The sequence below is a fragment of the Enterobacter sp. 61D5 genome, from assembly GCF_034107965.1.
In the GTDB taxonomy this organism is placed as follows: Bacteria; Pseudomonadota; Gammaproteobacteria; order Enterobacterales; family Enterobacteriaceae; genus Enterobacter; species Enterobacter cloacae_M.
The window spans coordinates 24,452-43,916 of sequence record NZ_JAWNFK010000027.1 but is presented as its reverse complement, the minus strand read 5'-3'; the positions used below and the strand labels follow the sequence as shown (position 1 = coordinate 43,916).

16 protein-coding genes and 1 pseudogene are annotated in these 19,465 nt (G+C 55.6%); 10 read left to right on the top strand and 7 right to left on the bottom strand.

From position 1 onward, the window contains the following. Positions 1-5: 5 nt before the first annotated feature. The 5 genes from UTM25_RS21395 (at position 6) to UTM25_RS21375 (ending at position 9,180) form a co-directional block, all read left to right on the top strand. Complete coding sequence (locus UTM25_RS21395; protein ID WP_320715319.1) at positions 6-2,273, top strand: class I SAM-dependent DNA methyltransferase; 2,268 nt, start codon at positions 6-8, stop codon at positions 2,271-2,273. Next, on the top strand, positions 2,273-3,625 hold the full coding sequence (locus UTM25_RS21390; protein WP_194400892.1) for a restriction endonuclease subunit S: 1,353 nt from the start codon (positions 2,273-2,275) through the stop codon (positions 3,623-3,625). The genes UTM25_RS21395 and UTM25_RS21390 overlap by 1 nt, the downstream gene beginning before the upstream one ends. Beyond that, positions 3,622-6,888 (top strand): type I restriction endonuclease subunit R, encoded by a 3,267-nt coding sequence (locus tag UTM25_RS21385; protein ID WP_320715317.1) that lies wholly within the window; start codon positions 3,622-3,624, stop codon positions 6,886-6,888. The genes UTM25_RS21390 and UTM25_RS21385 overlap by 4 nt, the downstream gene beginning before the upstream one ends. Further along, positions 6,881-7,804 carry a DUF5655 domain-containing protein gene (locus UTM25_RS21380; protein ID WP_194400894.1) on the top strand — a complete coding sequence of 308 codons (924 nt, stop codon included), beginning with the start codon at positions 6,881-6,883 and terminating at the stop codon, positions 7,802-7,804. Before UTM25_RS21385 ends, UTM25_RS21380 begins: the two co-directional genes overlap by 8 nt. A gap of 104 nt (positions 7,805-7,908) precedes the next feature. Beyond that, on the top strand, positions 7,909-9,180 hold the full coding sequence (locus UTM25_RS21375; protein WP_194400895.1) for a DUF445 domain-containing protein: 1,272 nt from the start codon (positions 7,909-7,911) through the stop codon (positions 9,178-9,180). Here the strand turns inward: UTM25_RS21375 and UTM25_RS21370 are convergent. The 4 genes and pseudogenes from UTM25_RS21370 to UTM25_RS21355 all read right to left on the bottom strand — a co-directional run. Beyond that, positions 9,177-10,253, bottom strand: coding sequence for a DUF2955 domain-containing protein (locus UTM25_RS21370; protein WP_194400896.1), 1,077 nt, complete (start codon positions 10,251-10,253; stop codon positions 9,177-9,179). The two genes, UTM25_RS21375 and UTM25_RS21370, sit on opposite strands and share 4 nt — an antisense overlap. After that, the gene (locus UTM25_RS21365) at positions 10,243-11,310 is read right to left on the bottom strand and encodes a biotin/lipoyl-binding protein (RefSeq protein WP_194400946.1); all 1,068 of its coding nucleotides are present in this window, start codon (positions 11,308-11,310) and stop codon (positions 10,243-10,245) included. The genes UTM25_RS21370 and UTM25_RS21365 overlap by 11 nt, the downstream gene beginning before the upstream one ends. After that, the gene (locus UTM25_RS21360; RefSeq protein WP_194400897.1) at positions 11,307-11,777 is read right to left on the bottom strand and encodes a MarR family winged helix-turn-helix transcriptional regulator; all 471 of its coding nucleotides are present in this window, start codon (positions 11,775-11,777) and stop codon (positions 11,307-11,309) included. The genes UTM25_RS21365 and UTM25_RS21360 overlap by 4 nt, the downstream gene beginning before the upstream one ends. A gap of 250 nt (positions 11,778-12,027) precedes the next feature. Then, positions 12,028-12,153: pseudogene (locus tag UTM25_RS21355) on the bottom strand (transcriptional regulator); the annotation flags it as partial. Positions 12,154-12,389: 236 nt separating this feature from the next. On the opposite strand from UTM25_RS21355, the gene UTM25_RS21350 reads away from it, so the two are divergent. Beyond that, complete coding sequence (locus UTM25_RS21350) at positions 12,390-12,659, top strand: DUF1778 domain-containing protein (RefSeq protein WP_063143245.1); 270 nt, start codon at positions 12,390-12,392, stop codon at positions 12,657-12,659. A 3-nt stretch (positions 12,660-12,662) separates the two neighbouring features. Next, on the top strand, positions 12,663-13,184 hold the full coding sequence (locus UTM25_RS21345) for a GNAT family N-acetyltransferase (RefSeq protein WP_194400898.1): 522 nt from the start codon (positions 12,663-12,665) through the stop codon (positions 13,182-13,184). 50 nt (positions 13,185-13,234) lie between these two features. On the opposite strand, the gene UTM25_RS21340 is transcribed toward UTM25_RS21345, so the two are convergent. Continuing rightward, entirely contained in the window at positions 13,235-14,650 is a 1,416-nt protein-coding gene (locus UTM25_RS21340; protein ID WP_194400900.1) for an aldehyde dehydrogenase family protein, read from the bottom strand. Positions 14,651-14,750: 100 nt separating this feature from the next. On the opposite strand from UTM25_RS21340, the gene UTM25_RS21335 reads away from it, so the two are divergent. After that, positions 14,751-15,653, top strand: coding sequence for a LysR family transcriptional regulator (locus tag UTM25_RS21335; protein WP_045404537.1), 903 nt, complete (start codon positions 14,751-14,753; stop codon positions 15,651-15,653). Here UTM25_RS21335 and UTM25_RS21330 read toward each other — a convergent pair. Continuing rightward, a complete protein-coding gene (locus UTM25_RS21330; protein WP_014882392.1) occupies positions 15,640-16,119 on the bottom strand; it encodes a carboxymuconolactone decarboxylase family protein in 480 nt (159 codons plus the stop codon). The genes UTM25_RS21335 and UTM25_RS21330 overlap by 14 nt on opposite strands. Positions 16,120-16,220: 101 nt before the next feature. On the opposite strand from UTM25_RS21330, the gene UTM25_RS21325 reads away from it, so the two are divergent. Continuing rightward, complete coding sequence (locus UTM25_RS21325) at positions 16,221-17,609, top strand: PLP-dependent aminotransferase family protein (RefSeq protein ID WP_194400902.1); 1,389 nt, start codon at positions 16,221-16,223, stop codon at positions 17,607-17,609. 39 nt (positions 17,610-17,648) lie between these two features. On the opposite strand, the gene UTM25_RS21320 is transcribed toward UTM25_RS21325, so the two are convergent. After that, positions 17,649-17,810: a DUF1127 domain-containing protein gene (locus tag UTM25_RS21320; protein WP_194400904.1), complete on the bottom strand. Its 162-nt coding sequence runs from the start codon at positions 17,808-17,810 to the stop codon at positions 17,649-17,651. Positions 17,811-17,986: 176 nt separating this feature from the next. On the opposite strand from UTM25_RS21320, the gene UTM25_RS21315 reads away from it, so the two are divergent. Next, entirely contained in the window at positions 17,987-19,405 is a 1,419-nt protein-coding gene (locus tag UTM25_RS21315) for a PLP-dependent aminotransferase family protein (protein ID WP_194400906.1), read from the top strand. The last annotated feature ends 60 nt before the right edge of the window (positions 19,406-19,465 follow it).

Genomic DNA, 19,465 nt, shown 5'->3' with positions numbered 1-19,465 from the left:
CTTTTATGAGTACCCTGAATTTCTCCCAAACAGCAGCTTTTATCTGGTCTGTCGCCGATCTCCTGCGCGGTGATTTTAAGCAATCTCAGTATGGCCGCATTATTCTCCCGTTTACCCTGTTGCGCCGCCTGGAATGCGTGCTTGAAGAAACGAAAGAGGCCGTCGTTATTGAGGCTCAAAAAGTCCGCTCTACTCCCCTACCGGAAGAAGCGAAAGAAAAGTTAATCCTGCGCGCCACCAACGGGCTGACCTTCTTTAACGCCTCGCCGCTGGACCTGAGCAAAATGGGGCAAAACGACATCAAGGCCAACCTGGAAAACTACATCCAGTATTTTTCCAAAGACGCGCGGGAGATTTTCGAGCACTTCAAATTCAGCGAATTCATTGGCTTACTTGATGATGCCAATCTCCTCTACAAAGTGGTGCAGAAGTTTGCCACCACCGACCTTAGCCCGCAGGCCATCTCCAACCATGACATGGGGCTGGTCTTCGAAGAGCTGATCCGGCGTTTCGCCGAAAGCTCGAATGAAACCGCCGGTGAACACTTCACGCCGCGCGATATCGTGCGCCTCACCACTTCGCTGGTGTTTATGGAAGACGACGAGGCGCTAACCAAAGAGTGCGTTATTCGCACCCTTTACGACCCGACGGCTGGCACGGGTGGTTTTCTCTCAGCCGGGATGGAATACGTTCACGAGCTGAATCCGAATGCCGTGATGAGGGCGTTCGGGCAAGAGCTGAACCCGGAGTCCTACGCTATCTGCAAGGCCGACATGCTGATAAAGGGTCAGGACGTCAGCCGCATCAAGCTGGGCAATACCCTTTCTAACGATCAGCTTCCTGCCGACCGCTTCGATTACATGCTGTCGAACCCGCCGTTTGGCGTGGACTGGAAGAAAATCGAAGCTGACGTAAACAACGAGCATCGCAAAGGATTTGACGGGCGTTTCGGGCCTGGCCTGCCGCGCGTATCCGACGGCTCGCTGCTGTTCCTGCTGCACCTGATCAGCAAAATGCGCGATGCCGATACCGGCGGGCGCATCGGGATCATCCTCAACGGTTCGCCACTGTTCACGGGCGGCGCGGGCAGCGGCGAAAGCGAGATCCGCCGCTACATCCTTGAAGCCGATCTGCTGGAAGGGATCGTCGCCCTGCCCACCGACATGTTCTACAACACCGGGATCGCCACCTACGTGTGGATCCTGTCCAACAAAAAGGCGGCGGAGCGTAAGGGCAAGATCCAGCTGATCGACGCCAGCAAGCTGTGCAGCAAAATGCGTAAGTCACTGGGCGCGAAGCGCAACATGATGAGCGAGGAGGATATTCGGCTCATCACCCGCACCTTTGGCGACTTTGAGGTGGTCGATCTTAAGGACGCCGATGACAAACGCACTTTCGCCTGCAAGATTTTCAACAGCACCGACTTTGGCTTCCGCCGACTGACCATTGAGCGCCCGCTGCGCCTGACGGCACAGGTTACGGATGAGTCCATCGCCGCGCTGCGCTTTGCGCCGAAACCGCTCAACGCCCCGATGGCGTGTCTGTACGACGCGTTCGGCGCCTTCTGGCAGGACGAGAACTACGGCAGTTTTACCGAGTTTGAGGTGGAAGCACGCGCCGTTATCAAGGCAGAATTCCCTGAGCTGAAAGAGAAGCAGATTAAAGATCTGCTCGACGCAACGCTGTGGCAACACCAGCGCGCGCTGATGGTAAAAGCGCAAAAAATCCAGTCGGCGCTGGACGGTAAAGCGGGTAGTTGCGCTCAGCCGAGTGATGATTTCAACCAGTTCCAGCTGACGCTCAAAGCGGCGTTCAATACCGCCGACGTGAAGCTGGATGCCAAAGAGCATAAGCAGTTTATCGAGGCCATTACCCGCAAAAACCCGGACGCGGAGCCGGTCGTTAAAAAGGTGCTCAGGGAGGATGCGCAGCCGCTGTACGGCGCGTTTGAGTATTGCGGTCAGGTGGTGGAGTTTGAGCAGGATGCCGACCTGCGCGACAACGAGAACGTAGCGCTCGATCCGTCAGTTTCGACCAGCGATTTGATTGAAGGCTACGTGAAGGCGGAGGTGCTGCCGCACGTGCCGGACGCCTGGATTAATGCCGACAAGCGCGACGCCCGCGACGGCGAGGTTGGGGTTGTTGGGTACGAGATTCCGTTTAACCGGCATTTTTATGTGTATAAGCCACCGCGCCCGCTGGAAGAGATTGACGCGGAGCTGGATGCGCTGAGCGCGGAGATTATGAAGCTGCTGCAGGAGGTACACTCCTGATGGCTAAGTATAAGGCGTATCCGGAATATAAGGATTCTGGGGTTGAGTGGTTGGGGGAAATTCCTTCAACTTGGAATATTGTACACCTAAAGCATATTACAATAATTATCAATGGCTCAACTCCAAGATCTGATATTGATGCATTTTGGAATGGTGAGATAAACTGGCTTACACCAACTGATTTAAGTAAGAAAAAAGGAAGGTTCATTTATTCTAGCTTGAGGAAAATAACCAAAAGAGGATTGAACTCATGCGGAGCATCTTTAGTCCCTCCAAATACAGTTATTCTATCAACCAGAGCTCCGATTGGTTCATTAGCATTAAATAAAATATCATCCTGTACTAATCAAGGATGTAAATCTTTGGTTTGCAAAAACGATAATTTAAGTACATTCATTTACTATTGGCTAACAATATTAAATGAGCAACTTAATAATCTTGGGCGAGGAAGTACTTTTTTAGAGTTATCATCAGAAGATCTTGGTCAAGTTAAAATATCTATCCCAAATGAAAAGATAGATAAAACTGTTTGTTTTCTAAACAGTGAAACTGCGAAAATAGATAAGCTTATAGACAAACAACACCAACTTATCAAACTACTAAAAGAAAAACGTCAGGCAGTGATTAGCCATGCCGTAACCAAAGGGCTAAACCCTGATGCACCGATGAAGGATTCTGGGGTTGATTGGTTAGGTAATATACCAGAACACTGGATACTGAAAAGAGCAAAATTTATATTCCGTAAAATGCAAAGGCCGATATCAAAGCATGCTGGAATAATTACGGCATTTCGTGACGGACATGTCACACTTCGACAAAACAAAAGAACAGATGGGTTTACTTTCGCCATTAAAGAAATTGGGTATCAAGGGGTTTTAAAAGGAGACCTTGTGATACATGCTATGGATGGTTTTGCTGGTGCAATTGGGGTTAGTGATTCGAATGGAAAGTGCTCTCCTGTTTGTTCTGTTTGTATCCCTTATGAAAAAACACTTATTTATACTTACTATTATGGCTATCTCGTTCGTCAATTAGCAGTTACTAATTTTATCCAATCTTTATCTAAAGGAATCAGAGAGCGCTCAACAGAATTTCGTTTTAATGAATTTGCAGAATTACCTCTTCCTATTCCTAATTATGAAGAACAGATGTTCATCTTCAAACATATAAAGAAAAAGGAAGAAAATATAGAGGAACTGTTACAAAAACAACTCCAACAAATCGATCTCCTAAAAGAACGCCGCACCGCCCTGATCGCCGCCGCCGTCACCGGGAAAATCGATCTGCGCGACTGGACGCCTCCCGCCAGCAGCACCGAATCATCCCTCGCCGATGAGGAGGCCACCGCATGATCGCCGACGTCACCAAAGAATCGAACCTGCAGGCCGATATCATAAACCAGATGTGCCAAAACGGCTGGGTTCCCGGCACGGGCAGCAAGTACGATCGCGAACGGGCACTCTATCCGCAGGATGCGCTGACGTTTGTCCAGACCACCCAGCCGCAGGAGTGGGAAAAATTCACCCGCATCTATCCCAACGACACCGAGCGTCATTTTCTCGATGTGCTGGTCGCACAGCTTAAAAAAGCCGATGCCAACGCCACCGATCTCCAGTCCCGAACCTACGGTACTCTGGGGGTGCTGCGCCACGGCATTAAAAGCCATAACGCTCGCTTCTCGTTATGTCAGTTCAAGCCGGATCACAACCTCAACCCGGACACCCTTGCGCGCTATCGGCAAAACATATGCCGTATCGTTCCGGAACTGGTTTTTAGCCCTCACGCCACCAGCAATGCCACGGATGTAAAAGCCAAACGCTGGCGCATCGACCTGGTGCTGTTTATCAATGGCCTTCCCGTTGCCACTCTGGAGCTGAAATCCGAATTCAAGCAGACGGTCAACAGCGCCATTAACCAGTACAAAAAAACGCGCCTGCCGAAAGATCCGGCGACCAACAAGCCTGAGCCGCTGCTGACCTTCAAGCGCGGCGCGCTGGTGCATTTCGCCGTCAGCCAGTATGAGGTCTACATGACCACCCGGCTTGCCGGTGACGACACGTTCTTTCTGCCGTTTAACAAAGGCACTAAAGAGGGCGGCGCGGGGAACGACATCCCGGAGGATAACCATGAATACGCCACCAGCTATCTGTGGAACGAGGTATTGCTCCCCGACAATCTGCTGAAAATCCTCGCCTGCTTTGTGCATCTGCAAATCGAGGAAAAAGAGGACTGGGACGGTAAAAAGGTCAAAAAAGAGAGCCTGATCTTCCCGCGCTATCACCAGTGGGACGTGGTGAACAAGCTTATTGCCGCCGCAGACGAAGAAGGCACCGGCAACAAGTATCTCATCCAGCACAGCGCCGGATCCGGAAAATCGAACTCCATCGCCTGGACGGCGCATCAGCTCTCGTGTCTGCATAACGAAAAGGGTGAAAAACGCTTCCACTCGGTGATTGTTGTGACTGACCGTACCGTGCTGGACGATCAGCTGCAGGACACCATCTATCAGTTTGAACATGCGGATGGGGTGGTCGGGCGAATCAACAACCGCGAGGGGGAAGGCTCGAAATCGGAGAAGCTTGCCAGCGCGCTGGAGCACTCGCAGCCCATCATCATCGTCACTATTCAGACTTTCCCGTTCGTACTCAAAGCGATCGAAAACAGCACCAGCCTCAAAGAACGAACCTACGCGATCATCGCAGATGAAGCGCACTCCTCCCAGAGCGGCTCCACGGCGCGCCAGCTGAAAGAAGTGCTGATGAGCGAAGGGGCCGACGAGGATGTGGTCCTGACCTCTGAAGATATCCTCGACGCCACCCTTGCCGCACGCAGCGGGAGTACCAACCTCAACTTCTACGCCTTCACCGCGACGCCGAAGGCGAAGACCCTGGAGCTTTTTGGCCGCCGACCCAACCCGCACGAACCCGCATCCAGAACCAACAAACCTGCGGCGTTTCATGTTTACTCCATGCGCCAGGCCATCGAGGAGGGCTTTATCCTTGACGTGCTGAAGAACTACACCAATTACAAAGTGGCCTATAAGCTGCTGCAAAAAATGGGTGATAAAGACCGGGAGGTAGACAGCAACCGGGCGAAAATCAGGCTCAACCAGTGGGTGACGTTGCATGAACACAATGTCGCGCAAAAGGTAAGAGTCATCGTTGAGCACTTCCGTCAGCACGTGATGCATCTGCTTGGCGGGCAGGCGAAGGCGATGGTGGTGACCAGCTCGCGCAAGGCTGCGGTGCGCTACAAGCTGGCGTTTGATAAATACATCTCTGAAATGGGCTACGGGAAAATCGCCGCAATGGTGGCATTCTCAGGCGAGGTTGAATTCCAGGAAAATGACATGAACGACCTCGCGCTGTTGCACCAGAAATTCACTGAAATCAGTATGAACCCGGCGCTCAAAGGCCGCGATATGCGTAAGGCGTTTGATACTGATGACTATCAGGTGATGCTGGTGGCCAATAAATTCCAGACCGGCTTCGACCAGCCGAAGCTGTGCGCCATGTACGTGGATAAAGCGCTTGGGGGCGTGGAGTGCGTGCAGACGCTGTCGCGTCTCAACCGAACCTATCCCGGCAAAAAAGAATCCGGCACCTTTGTACTCGATTTTTATAACGAACCTGACGATATCCTCGCGGCCTTCCAGCCCTACTACCAAACGGCTGAATTGACCGATGTCAGCAATCCAGATCAGGTGTTCGATCTGTATGAGAAACTTCGCGCGATGGGCATATTTTTATGGCACGAAGTGGAACAGCTATGCGAGGCTTTTTACAGCAAGAAGAAATCGAATGCGACGCTCAGCAATATTTGCCTGCCCGCAGTAAACCGTTGGGCAATGCGATATACCTCCGCGAAAGAGGCGTATATCAGCGCTAAACAGATCTATGAGTTAACAAAAAGGGATTCCCCTAACCCCATTTTGCTCGCGAACGCGGAAAACAGTTTTAAAGCCTGCAAGCAGGAAAAAGATCGTCTCGAGATCTTCAAAAAAGACCTCGGCAGCTTTGTACGCTTTTACGAATTTATGTCACAGATCGTCGCCTACGATGACAAGTCGCTGGAAAAGTTAAGCCTTTATTGTCGACACCTTCGCCCCTTACTGCGTGAAGAGGCAATAGATGAAGATGACGTCGATCTTTCCAATGTTGAAATGAGCCACTATCGGCTTTCAAAGATCCAGGAGCAGCATATTAAGCTTCAGGAGGATGCAGCAGAGTATAAGCTCAAGCCGGTTAATGACGTCGGCACCGCAAAAGCAAAAGATAAGAAAGAGGAGTTTATGTCGCAGGTGCTGTCGCAGCTCAACGAGCTGTTTATCACTGAAAACCTGACCGACAAAGATATGGATATGCTCAACTACGCCTTTGTGGTTTACGATAAGCTCGCAGAAAACAAACTTGTCATGACACAACTCGACAACAACACCCGTGAGCAGGCCATGCTGGGCGACTTTACGAAAGCCATTGATGATGCCGTGATGGACAGCAATGAAGCGCACAAGGAGATGATGATGCAGTATTTATCGTCACCGGAAGTTGCCAAAGGGTTTGCTCACCTGATGTATGACATCGCAAAAATGCGCAGGGAATTGATTCATGAGTGATATCCAGCTCTTCCGCTATAGTGCTAGCGGCGTAAAAGAACTTTCCGGTAAAGCAGCAACCATCGAAAAAGAGCTGCAATCCTTGATCGAATCCCGAATGGATACCTTTTTCGGCGTTCGTTTTCTCGACAGTGAATACAGTACCGGTAAGACCCACCGTGGACGCATTGATTCCCTGGGTCTGGACGAAAATAACTGCCCGGTCATTATCGAATATAAACGCCACAGCAATGAAAATGTCATCAACCAGGGGCTGTTTTATTTATACTGGCTTCTCGATCATAAGGCTGAATTTAAGTGGCTGGTTATGGAGAAGCTCGGTAAAGAGACGGCAGAGGCTATTGACTGGTCAGGCACGCGCTTGCTCTGTATTGCCGCTGATTTCAATAAGTATGACGAACATGCCGTTCAGCAAATTAACCGTAATATCAGCCTGATTCGTTACAAGCTTTTTTCTGACGATCTGCTCATGTTTGAACTGGTCAATGCAGTGGTTGAAAATGCATTTTCTGAATCAGCAACCGAGACGGTCATTACAAGTAATGGAAAACGCAATACCCGCACTCATAGCGAACAACTTGCCAGTGCCTCTTCTGATTTAACTGCCTTGTTCGAACAGCTCAAAAGCTATGTTCTCTCATTGGGTGATGAAGTTCAGTATAAAGAGTTGAAGTTGTACGGCGCATTCAGACGGCTGAGGAATTTTGTCTGTGCCGGAGTTTATCCCGTTACCGATCCACATATCCGTTTATGGTTGAAACTGGATCCTGAGCATATTCAGTTAGAAGAGGGATTTAGCCGGGATGTTACCCATATCGGGCACTGGGGTACAGGCAACGTTGAGCTGGTCGTTCGTAATGAGCATGACCTGATGAAAGCGAAACTGCTTATCGAAAAGGCTTATCAGGAGAATTGATACGGTAGTGCATATGCCGGGTGGCGGCGTTGCCTTACCCGGCCTACAAAACTGTTAGTCAGGGTACTTTGCACTTCTCCCCCACAACCCTCTATCCTTAACCCATGGAAAAAATAGCTGAACTCAAACGCGCCAAGCTGCTGGCGCTGTCGCTGCTGCTGGTTGCCGCCGCGGCGTTTATCACCACCCTGTTCCTGCCGCAGACCTTCTGGGTGCGCGGCGTGAAGGCCATTGCCGAGGCGGCGATGGTCGGCGCGCTGGCAGACTGGTTTGCCGTGGTTGCGCTGTTCCGCCGGGTGCCCATTCCATTTATCTCGCGCCATACGGCAATTATCCCGCGCAATAAAGACCGGATCGGCGACAATCTCGGCCAGTTCGTGCAGGAGAAGTTTCTTGATACCCAGTCGCTGGTCGCATTGATTCGCCGCTATGAACCTGCGCAGATGATCGGCGCCTGGTTCAGCAAGCCCGACAACGCCCAGCGCGTCGGTCTGCATTTGATGCAGGTAATGAGCGGTTTTCTCGAACTCACCGACGACGGGCGCATTCAGCGGCTGCTCAAACGGGCGGTGCATAAGGCCATCGACAAGGTTGATTTCACCGAAACCAGCGCCGTGATGCTGGAGAGCATGACCAAAAACAACCGTCACCAGGTGCTGCTGGACGCCATTATCAACCGGCTGATTACCCTGATTCAGCGGGAAAGCACGCGGGAGTTTATTGCCGATCAGATTGTCCACTGGCTGAAGACCGAGCATCCGCGCAAGGCGATGGTGCTGCCCACCGAGTGGCTGGGCGATCAGAGCGCGGAGATGGTGTCGAACGCGGTGAACACGCTGCTGGACGATATTAGCCATGACCGCACGCACCAGATCCGCCAGGCGTTTGACCGCGCCACGCTGAAGCTTATCGACAACCTGAAAAACGATCCGGAAATGGCGGCGAAAGCCGACAACATCAAGCACTACCTGAAAAACGATGAGGCGTTTAACCGCTATCTGGGCGAGATGTGGGCCGATCTGCGCCAGTGGCTGAAGGCGGATATGCAAAGCGAGGATTCGCGCGTGAAGCAACGCATCGCCAACGCCGGGCTGTGGTTTGGCGAAACGCTGTCTAATGACGCCAGCCTGCAGGCGTCGCTGAACGAGCATCTGGAGCAGGCCGCGCACCGCCTCGCTCCGGATTTCGCCGCGTTTCTGACCCGCCACATCAGCGACACGGTCAAAAGCTGGGACGCCAAAGACATGTCCCGTCAGATTGAGCTGAATATTGGCAAGGATCTGCAGTTTATCCGCGTCAACGGCACGCTGGTGGGCGGAACGATTGGCCTGATTCTGTTTTTACTCTCGCAGCTGCCGGCAGTGCTGGGGCATTAACCTGGTTTGGGCGGCGCGATGACGTAGCGCGTCGCCTCGAAGCGGTTCAGGATCAGGTGCACCAGGAAGACCATCGTCAGCGTTGCGACCAGCGAAAAGGTGACGGAGGTGATGCGATAGAGATCGCTGAACACCAGGTCAGTGTCCGGGTGCATGTTCTGCCCGAACATAATCCCGATGGTGGTAATGCTGGAAAACCCCACGCCTGCGCCCACCTTTTCCATCACGTGCAGGCGCGCGCCAAACGCCAGCCCGAGGCCGATCAGCGGCATCATCAACAGCATATGGCTGCTGTGATCGTAGAGGATCAGCTGCACCACCAGAATGTAGAGGCAGCCCAACACCACCCCGACCACGCGCCAGATGGAGCTCATCACCGAACCGCGGTAGTGCATGGGGAACAGAATCAAAATACCCGCCATCAGCGCGGAAAGCGAATCGCTTAAGTCGCTAATCTGAAACACCACGAATATCAGCGTCGCGACGGTGCCGGAGAGCAGCGACTCGTGGCGCACGCGGGCATCGTCTTTCTCAATCAGCGGCGGCGGCTTGCGGGGCTCCACGTCCGGCAGGAGATAGTTCATCAGCGCGCTCAGGCACACCGCCATGATGCTCGCTTCGATGTTGGAAAACAGCAGCGTGTGCCAGTTGGTGGTGGGGTAGCTCATAAAGTTGAGCATCACGCTCTGGCACACCACGCCCATTGAGCCAAACAGGAACAGCGGCCCCTTGCTCATAAAGCGAAAACGCATGACGTACAGAGCAAACACCACCAGCGTCATAATGACCGGCCATTGCGACAGATAGCCGATGATAATCACCATTTCGACGCAGTTCAGCGATGCGCTGAAGATAAACTGCTTCGCCACGTGGCGATTAAACACCGGTACCAGCGAGAGCAGCATGATCGGGTAAACCACGAAAAACACGCCGTAGCTGGTGTTGTAGAAGCTGGAGATGCTCAGCGCAATCATCCCGGCAAAGACGATGCGCAGGGTCTGGCGAAAGTCGTTTGCCGTATAGACGATGTTGCCGTGCGGGGTAAATACCCGCGCCAGGGTGCTAATAGACATAGTGAAGCAGGCTCACCAGGTGGATCTGCATCCCGGAGAAAAAGCGCGCAAACGGCCCTTCGCTGTTGTAGAGCTGCACGGTTGCACGCGCGCCGGTCGGCAGATGCTTCGGCAGCGGCTCATCCAGCGTCACGTGAATGCGCATGCGCTGGGCGTCGCGCACCCAGCGGTTGGAGGTTTCCGGCTCGGAGAGCTGGCCGTTAACGGCCTCCTGCCCCGCCAGTATCCCCGCGTCGCTGCTGGTCACGTGGGCGCGGAAAACGTGCCCCGGGAAGGCGTCAAACACCACGGCGGCATCGGTGCCCTGATGGGTATGGCGCAGGCTTTTTTCACGAAAATCGGCCACGATATCGGTCTGGTTGTTCACCAGCGCCAGCGCGGCGGAACCGGATGAAGCATAAAAACCGGGACTTAACTGCAGGTTACTGACGGTGCCGTCCGCCTGGGCGTAGACCTTCGTCCAGCCGAGGTTAAGCTCCGCTTCATCCAGCGCGTTACGGTATTTTTGCAGCGTCACGTTGCGGTGCTCGTCCCGCTCGCCGCGCTGAATGCGCAGGTTATGGATGTTGGCCTGAATGGAGCTGACGGACTGCTCGCTGCTCTGCCAGGTGGTGCGAACCTTATCCAGATCCGCCTGCGAGACGTTCTGCAGGGTGCTCAGCTTCTGGTAGCGATCGAAGGTCACTTTGTCGTTACGCGCGTTCAGCACGGCGGTTTTCAGGCTGGCCTGCGCGGCAGAGATCTGCGCATCCAGCTGTTCGTTGGAAAGGCGGGCCTGCTCAAGCGCGATTTGCGCCGCTTCCACCTTATTGCGAAACGGCGTGTCGTCGAGCTCAAACAGCAGATCGCCTTTCTTCACCTGGCTGTTATTGTGGACATGTACCGCCGCCACATAGCCGGAGACGCGCGGAGAAACCGGCGTCACCACGCGCATCACGGTGGAGTCCGGCGTCAGCGGGATCCAGATATCCGCGACGATAAAGTAGACAAACATCAGCAGGAAAGAGGCAATACTCACCCTTACCCAGCGGGCAAACTTTTGTTCAGGGGTCATTATTTTTCGGTCTTATTATCTTCTTCGCGGATTGTCCGCAAATTGCAGGCGATTTGATTCAACGTGGCGCTGAAAATGTCGATATGTTCCGGCGCGATGTTTTGCGATACGCGCGCCTGATAGGTCTCAATCACCTGAGTGAGCCGTTTTAATATGGCTTTTCCATCAGGCGTCAGCGTCAGAAGCCGGATGCGCTTGTCATACGGCGATACGGCGCGCAGCAGGTAACCCTGCTTTTCCAGCTGTGTCAGGGTGCGCATCAGCGGCGGCAGTTCAATACCCTGCACCTCCGCCAGCTCACTCATTGAGACGTTATCCCCGAGCTGATGAAGCTGCATCATCACCGTCCAGCTCGACTGGGTTAACCCGGTATCGAGAATGGCATCGTCGATCACCGCACGCCACTGGCGCACGATCATCGCCATCCGCATGCCCATCGGCCTGCGGCAGAACAGTTCTTCTTCACTCATGGGGAAACCTCTCGTCACACGCGGTCAAGATAATAGTTATCAGGGTAAGTATCAAGAAACGAGAGGTAAAAGCGCAGGAATTGCGAAAAGGATGTTCTTCCTTTACCTGTGGGGTGAGGGATCCCCAGTCATTTTTTAACCTGAAGCGGTGAATGTGATTCAGGAAAATAAATGCCTTACAGCGATGTCCTGGTCCGGCTGTAAATCGCCGAAGCTACAGCGTGAGCGCTGAACCGTCAGCCTCCAGTCAGCCTTCCGCCTGCATAAAATCATAGATCTGCACCGCAGCCGTTCCGGCAAGATGGTCGTAGCAGGCTCGGGCTTCGCGCATGGCTTTCGGCGCGGTAGTTTCTGGCGGGGTAATGCGGCTTTGGCTTCGAAAATGACTGCGATGATGGTTTTCTCTCCGTTGTAGGGATGAGGAGAGAATGCAGGAGGAAAAAGAACAATGCTTCGGTAAGGAGCGAAGCGTTGTGCCGGATGGCGCTGCGCTCAACTACTCGTTGATTTCCGGTGAGGACACACCTATGATTAATGTACGGATAAACACCGTACACAAGTTTTACCTGTAAAACAAGGCGTTAAGCCAGGATAAAGATTGAGAATGAAACCATGTCAGCACTGAAGAAACAGCGCATCGATCTCCGGTTAACCGAAGATGACAAAAACATGATCGAAGAAGCGGCGGCAATGACAAACCAGTCGATTTCACAATTCATGGTCAGCACAGCCTCTGAACGCGCAGCAGAGGTAATTGACCAGCACCGCCGCCTGGTCCTTAGCGAAGCATCCTGGAATACGGTGATGGATGCCATCAGCAATCCGCCTGCGCCAAATGACCGCCTGAAGCGAGCGGCTAAGCGTCTCCTGGATATGGAGTAAAACGTGAACGACGTGAAGATAGGGATTTTTTCAGAAGACGTTGAGTACGACCTAAGCCAGTTCGACTGCGGAGAAGAGAGCCTTAATACCTTTCTGGCGGAGCACCTGAAACGCCAGCATCGTGGAAAGTTTTTGCGGGGTTATGTCCTCACCACACGAGAGCCAAAACCGCGTATTCTGGGCTATTACACGCTCTCCGGAAGCTGTTTTGAAAAGGCTTACCTGCCCTCAAAAACTCAGCAAAAACGTATTCCTTATAAAAATGTGCCGAGCGTCACCCTTGGCCGTCTGGCGATTGATAAACGTATTCAGGGGCAAGGCTATGGAGAATTACTCGTCATTCATGCCATGAAGACCGTTTATTTGGCCTCCTTTGCCGTCGGCATTCACGGCCTGTTTGTTGAAGCACTCAACCATAAAGCCAAAGAGTTTTACCTCAAAATGGGGTTCATACCGCTCCTGGCCGAGAATGAATTCACGCTGTTCTTACCGACTAAAACCTTTGAGAGCGTGTTTGAAGAGTGATACTGCACGTAGCGCCCCGACTAGCGGGGCGTGCTTTACCTTCAGCGGTCTTAACCCACAATCGACCTCGGCTCCATAAATGCCCGAATCCCCCACTCCCCCATCTCGCGCCCCACGCCGGAGTGTTTGAAGCCACCGAACGGCGCTTTCGGTTCATGAGCCAGGGTGTTCACCAGCACGCGGCCGGAGACTATCTGCTGCGCCACGCGACGAGCCCGCTCTGCATCACGGCCAAGCACCATCGCGCTCAGGCCGTACTCGGTATCGTTGGCAATGGCGACAGCCTCCGCCTCGTCACGATAGGGGATCACGCACAGCACCGGGCCGAAAATCTCATCACGGGCGACCGTCATCTGGTTGTTCACGTCGGCAAACAGCGTCGGGCGCACAAACCAGCCGTCTCGCGTGCCGTCTGGTCTCCCTATACCACCCGCCAGCAGACGCGCCCCCTCTTCGATACCTTTACGGATGTAGCCCTGCACCCGCTGCCACTGCTTTTCGCTGACCAGCGGGCCGACGTCCGTCGCGCTATCGCGCGGATCGCCCGATTTCACCGCCGCCACGGCCTGCGCCAGCGCGGTTTCGATCTCCGCCTTGCGCGCCTGCGGCACCAGAATGCGCGTCCCGGCCACGCACGCCTGCCCGCTGTTCATAAACCCGGCCTGAATCACCAGCGGGATCGCCTGCGCCAGATCCACATCATCCAGCAGGATGGTTGGCGATTTACCGCCTAACTCCAGGGTCACGCGCTTAAAGCTCTCCGCCGCGTTGCGCAGGATCGCCTTGCCGGTATTCGTCGAGCCGGTAAACGAGATTTTTGCCACATCCGGATGGCGGCTGATGGTTTCACCGACGGTTTCGCCGCGCCCGGTGACGATGTTAAACACCCCCGGCGGCAGCGCGGCATCGCGCAGCGCTTCGGTGACAATCCGGGTTTGCAGGGCGCTCATTTCGCTCGGCTTGATGACTGCCGTACAGCCCGCCGCCAGCGCGGCCGCCAGCTTGCCGCAGATAAACCCGGCGTCGCTGTTCCACGGCGTGATAAGCCCGGCCACCCCAAGCGGCGTCATCTGCACCGTCGCTGCGCCTGCGGGGATGACGAACTCAAACGCCTCCAGCGCCTCAATGGCCTGAGCAATCACCTCCGCAGGATAGCTGGCCATCCACGCCGAGCGCGAGGCGGGCGCGCCGTACTCTTCAATGACCGCTTCCAGCAGATCGTCGTGGCAAGCGGCCACGGCGGCGTGCATACGTTTTAGCGCCGCGAGGCGTTCCGGCTTTGTGGTCCGTGACCACGCCGGAAACGCCGCTTTCGCCGCCGCAACGGCACGCTCCGCGTCAACCTCATCCGCCAGACGAACCTGGCCGATGGCCCGCGCCGTCGCCGGGTTGTACAAATCAAACCACTCGGTGCCGTGCGGGGTAACAAATTCGCCGTTAATAAAGATCTGTTCGATGGTGTGCATATAAACCTCCTCAGACTGTGTGAGCACAGTCTGTCACGGCTTCTCCGTTGCGATAATCCACGCTATGCTGCAAGGGTTGTTTCGATTTTCAGGATAATTTATGCATCGTTCAGGTCTTACAGAGCTGGAAGTAGTGATGGCGGTCGTGCGGCGCGGCAGCTTTCGCGCCGCGGCGCAGGAGCTGGGCATGTCCGCCACGGCGGTCAGCAACGCCATCGCAGGGCTGGAGAGCCGCCTTGATACCCGCCTCTTTAACCGCACCACCCGCAGCGTGGCGCTCACCGACGCCGGACAGCGCTACGTGGCGCGTATCGGCCCGGCCCTGCAGGAGATCCGTCTCGCCAGCGAGGAGATCCACAGCGACACCGGGGAGCCCGCCGGCACGCTGCGTCTGAACGTGCCGAACCATATCGGCGCCCTGTTTCTGGACCAGCTGCTGATCGACTTTATGATCCGCTACCCGAAGATGCGCGTAGAGACCGTCAGCGAAGCGCGAATGATCGACATCGTCGCGGAAGGCTACGACGCGGGGATCCGCCTTGAAGAGTCCGTGCCGCAGGACATGATCGCCGTGCCGCTGACCGGGGAGATCCGCCAGCTGGTCACCGCCACGCCGGACTATTTTGCACGCCACGGCATTCCGCAGACGCCGGACGATCTGCTTTCGCATCAGGGGATCGGCATGCGCATGGCCCACGGCGGGATCTACCGCTGGGAGCTGGCGCGTCGGGGGGAAACGTACGCCCTTGCCGTGCCGCCGCGCTTTGCGACGTCCGATCTTTTTGCCTCGATCCGCGCCGTGAAAGCGGGGTTAGGGGTGGGATTTTTGCCGGAACTGTATATCCGGGAAGAGCTTGAGCGGGGAGAACTGGTGAGCGTCCTAAACGACTGGGCGCAGCCCTTTGCCGGACTGCGCCTGTACTACCCCGGCCATCGCCACGTCCCGCCAGGCCTGAGGGCGCTGGTGGCGACGATCCGCGAGCGCGGGATTATTCCAGGTTAGCCTTGTTCAGCCCGTAAGCCGCGTCCAGCGATCCCGGTGCCATGCGGGAGGTGATCCCCAGACGGTTCCAGGCGTTGATCGCCACGATGGCGAAGTTCAGCTCTGAAATCTCGACGTCCGAGAAGTGCTCCGCCACGCTGCGGTACAGCGCGTCGCTTACCCCGTGAACGCCAATCTGGGTCAGCGCTTCGGTGAAGGCCAGCGCGGCTTTCTCGCGGGCGCTGAACAGCGGGGACTCGCGCCAGGCCGCCAGATGATACAGGCGCAGCTCGCGCTCGCCGGCAATTTTGGCCTCTTTCGAGTGCATATCCAGGCAGAAGGTGCAGCCGTTCAGCTGCGATACGCGAATGTCGATCAGGTGCTTAAGCGCCGGGTCGATGGATGTTTTTGCCACCTCCATGCTCAGGGCAGACAGGGCGTTGGCGAGGGCGGGTGTAACTTTGTGGTGGTTGACGCGAGTGCTCATTGTTTTTCCTCTTTTTGTGCGGCATATGTCATGCGATGCAGCAAATCTACGCCGTTCATGACATAGTAAAAAGATACAAAAATCGTGAAAAGAGGTAGGACATGAAGCCGGGCTATCACGAGATTTATTCCCGCTATCGCGACAACATCACGCGCGGCGTGCTGAAGCCGGGCGATAAGGTGCCGGCCATCCGCGTGCTGGCGGAAGAGCTGAAGGTGGCGCGTAAAACCGTCGAAACGGCGTATGCCATTCTGACGGGGGAAGGGTATCTGGTGAGCCAGGGCGCGCGCGGCACGCGGGTCAACCCGGATCTGCTGTTACCGGATAAGAGTGCTCCTGCGGAACAGCCCACCGGTACGCTTCCGGCATCGCTCATCAGCCAGCGCGAGCGGGCGGGGTTTCTGCGCCCCGGCATTCCCGCCCTCGACAGCTTTCCGTATAAAAAATGGCTGCTGCTGGCGGGACAGGCGACGCGCGCCGTGCGTCAGGAGGAGATGCTCAATCCGCCCGTTCTGGGCTGGTATCCGCTGCGCCAGGCCATCGCCAGCTATCTTAATATTTCACGCGGGCTGTCCTGCAGCGCCGAACAGGTGCTGATCACCAGCGGCTACAGCGGCAGCCTGCGGCTGATCCTCGACACGCTTGCCAGCCGCAGCGACAAGGTGGTGTTTGAAGATCCGGGCTACTTTATGGGCCAGCAGCTGCTCAAGCGGATCGTGCCGCGCCTGCACACGGTGCCGGTCGATCGCTGCGGTATCGACACGGATTACCTGCTCCGTCACCATCGCGACGCCCGTTTTGCCATCGTCACCCCGTCGCACCAGAGCCCGCTGGCGGTCACCCTCTCGCTGCCGCGCAAGCAGCAGCTGCTCGACTGGGCCAGCCAGAACGAGGCGTGGATTATCGAAGACGATTACGACGGGGAATTTCACTACACCCGCAAGGTGCTGCCGTCGCTAAAAAGCCTCGACCAGCACGATCGGGTGATTTTTATGGGCACCTTCAGTAAAACCATCATGCCGTCGCTGCGCATGGGCTACGTGGTGATGCCCGCCAGCACCGTCGGGGCCTTTACCGACTGCGCGGACATTACCACCAGCGGCCAGCCGGTGCTGACGCAAAAGATCCTCACCGCGTTTCTCAACGAAGGGCATTTTTTTCGTCACCTGAAAAAGATGCGCGCGCTGTATCAGACCCGCCGCGACTGGATGATTGCCGCCCTGCGCGAGGTGTATGGCGATCTGTTTTTCACCGAGCAAAACGACGGCGGGATGCATATCGTGGCGTTCCTGACCAAAGGCAGCGGTGACCGGGAAGTGGCGCGCTGCTGGCAGGAACAGCAGCTGCAGGTCAATGCGCTTTCGGAGTGGTATCGCGGGTCGGGGAAACGCTACGGGCTGGTGATGGGCTATAACAACGTGCGGTCATATGAAGAGGCGGTGGCGTTGCTGGAGAGGCCGAAGCGGGAGACGCTTGCGCTGTTGAGCTGAAATCGCCGGGTGGCGGCTGCGCCTTACCCGGCCTACGGTTTAAATATCATTGCGGGATAAACCAACGTCCTTCAGCTGCTCGTCGCTCATCTGGCTCAGGATGCGCCGGGTGCGGTTGATGCGATACCAGTTGCAGATAGTTTTGCCGATCCAGACGAACACAATAAACGGACGTTTTGAATGATTCTCGTAGAATTCCATGATGATCACCTCGCTGTGCCAGTGGGCTTATCATCACGGAAAACGGCCTCTACAATACAGATTCAAAAACTGCTTTTGTTTACCATACAGATCCGCTAAAACAGTATCTGCATGCCATTTTTTACGGCAATCTGTACTGGTTTTACAATCTGTATGGTGAAAACAAAGGATACAGCATGACGCGCTATCAACATCTGGCCAACCTTCTGGCAGAACGCATTGAACAAGGGCTGTATCGCAGCGGCGAACGTCTGCCGTCGGTGCGCACGCTGAGCCAGGAGCACGGCGTGAGCATCAGCACCATACAGCAGGCCTATCAGATCCTCGAAAACCTCCAGCTGATCACCCCTCAGCCGCGCTCCGGCTATTTTGTCTCGCAGCGCAAAGCCCAGCCGCCGGTTCCGGCCATGACGCGCCCGGTGCAGCGCCCCGTGGACGTCACCCAGTGGGATGAGGTGATGATGCTGCTGGACGCCCGCGCCGACAAAGAGATGATCTCCTTTGGCGGCGGCTCGCCGGATATTAACCAGCCGAGCCTGAAGCCCCTGTGGCGCGAGATGAGCCGCATCGCGCAGCACAACCCTGCCGAGATGCTGAGCTATGACGTGCTCGACGGCCGCCTGGAGCTGCGCGAGCAGATCGCCCGCCTGATGCTGGACGGCGGCTCCACCGTGGCAGCGAACGAGATTGTCATCACCAACGGCTGCCACGGCGCGCTGTCGATTGCCCTGCTCTCGGTGTGCAAGCCGGGGGACATCGTGGCGGTAGAATCGCCGTCGTTTCACGGCACCATGCAGATGCTGCGCGGGTTTGACATCAAGGCGATTGAAATTCCTACCGATCCCGAGACCGGGATCAGCATCGAGGCGTTAGAGCTGGCGCTGGAGCAGTGGCCGATCAAGGCCGTGATCCTGGTGCCCAACTGCAATAACCCGCTCGGGTTTATCATGCCAGAAGCGCGGAAAAAGCAGGTCTTAGCCCTGGCGCAGCGGCACGATATCGTGATCGTGGAGGACGATATTTACGGCGAGCTGGCGGCGGAGTACCCGCGCCCGCGTACCATTCATTCGATGGATATCGACGGCCGCGTGATCCTCTGCAGCTCGTTTACCAAAACCGTGGCGCCGGGCCTGCGCGTCGGCTGGATTGTGCCGGGGCGCTATTACGACCGGGTGATGCACATGAAATACGCCGCGGGCGGGTTTAACGTGCCGGGCACGCAGATGGCGGTGGCGGCGTTTATTCGCGACGGCCATTACCATCGCCACGTGCGCCGTATGCGTCAGATTTATCAGCAGAATATGGAAACCTACACCTGCTGGGTGCGGCAGTATTTTCCGGCAGAGATTTGCGTCACACGTCCGCAGGGCAGCTTCCTGCTGTGGATTGAGCTGCCGGAGAAGGTCGACATGGTGTGCGTCAGCAAGCAGCTGTGTCGTCTGAAGATCCAGGCCGCGGCCGGGTCGCTGTTTTCAGCTTCCGGGAAGTACCGCAACTGTCTGCGGATCAACGTGGCGCTGCCGCCGACGGATAAGCATCGCGAGGCGTTGAAGAAGATGGGCGAGGCGATTGTGATTGCGATGGAGGAGGGCTAGTGCGGCCTGATGCCCTCACCCCGGCCCTCTCCCACAGGGAGAGGGAGAAAACCGTGCCGC

Bases quoted from the DNA above. Each gene is read 5' to 3' on its own strand.
- UTM25_RS21350 (WP_063143245.1), top strand. From the start codon at position 12,390: ATGTCAGCACTGAAGAAACAGCGCATCGATCTCCGGTTAACCGAAGAT.
- UTM25_RS21390 (WP_194400892.1), top strand. From the start codon at position 2,273: ATGGCTAAGTATAAGGCGTATCCGGAATATAAGGATTCTGGGGTTGAG.
- UTM25_RS21395 (WP_320715319.1), top strand. From the start codon at position 6: ATGAGTACCCTGAATTTCTCCCAAACAGCAGCTTTTATCTGGTCTGTC.
- UTM25_RS21360 (WP_194400897.1), bottom strand. From the start codon at position 11,777: ATGAGTGAAGAAGAACTGTTCTGCCGCAGGCCGATGGGCATGCGGATG.
- UTM25_RS21385 (WP_320715317.1), top strand. From the start codon at position 3,622: ATGATCGCCGACGTCACCAAAGAATCGAACCTGCAGGCCGATATCATA.
- UTM25_RS21320 (WP_194400904.1), bottom strand. From the start codon at position 17,810: ATGGAATTCTACGAGAATCATTCAAAACGTCCGTTTATTGTGTTCGTC.
- UTM25_RS21370 (WP_194400896.1), bottom strand. From the start codon at position 10,253: ATGTCTATTAGCACCCTGGCGCGGGTATTTACCCCGCACGGCAACATC.
- UTM25_RS21335 (WP_045404537.1), top strand. From the start codon at position 14,751: ATGCATCGTTCAGGTCTTACAGAGCTGGAAGTAGTGATGGCGGTCGTG.
- UTM25_RS21325 (WP_194400902.1), top strand. From the start codon at position 16,221: ATGAAGCCGGGCTATCACGAGATTTATTCCCGCTATCGCGACAACATC.
- UTM25_RS21315 (WP_194400906.1), top strand. From the start codon at position 17,987: ATGACGCGCTATCAACATCTGGCCAACCTTCTGGCAGAACGCATTGAA.
- UTM25_RS21340 (WP_194400900.1), bottom strand. From the start codon at position 14,650: ATGCACACCATCGAACAGATCTTTATTAACGGCGAATTTGTTACCCCG.
- UTM25_RS21375 (WP_194400895.1), top strand. From the start codon at position 7,909: ATGGAAAAAATAGCTGAACTCAAACGCGCCAAGCTGCTGGCGCTGTCG.
- UTM25_RS21330 (WP_014882392.1), bottom strand. From the start codon at position 16,119: ATGAGCACTCGCGTCAACCACCACAAAGTTACACCCGCCCTCGCCAAC.
- UTM25_RS21380 (WP_194400894.1), top strand. From the start codon at position 6,881: ATGAGTGATATCCAGCTCTTCCGCTATAGTGCTAGCGGCGTAAAAGAA.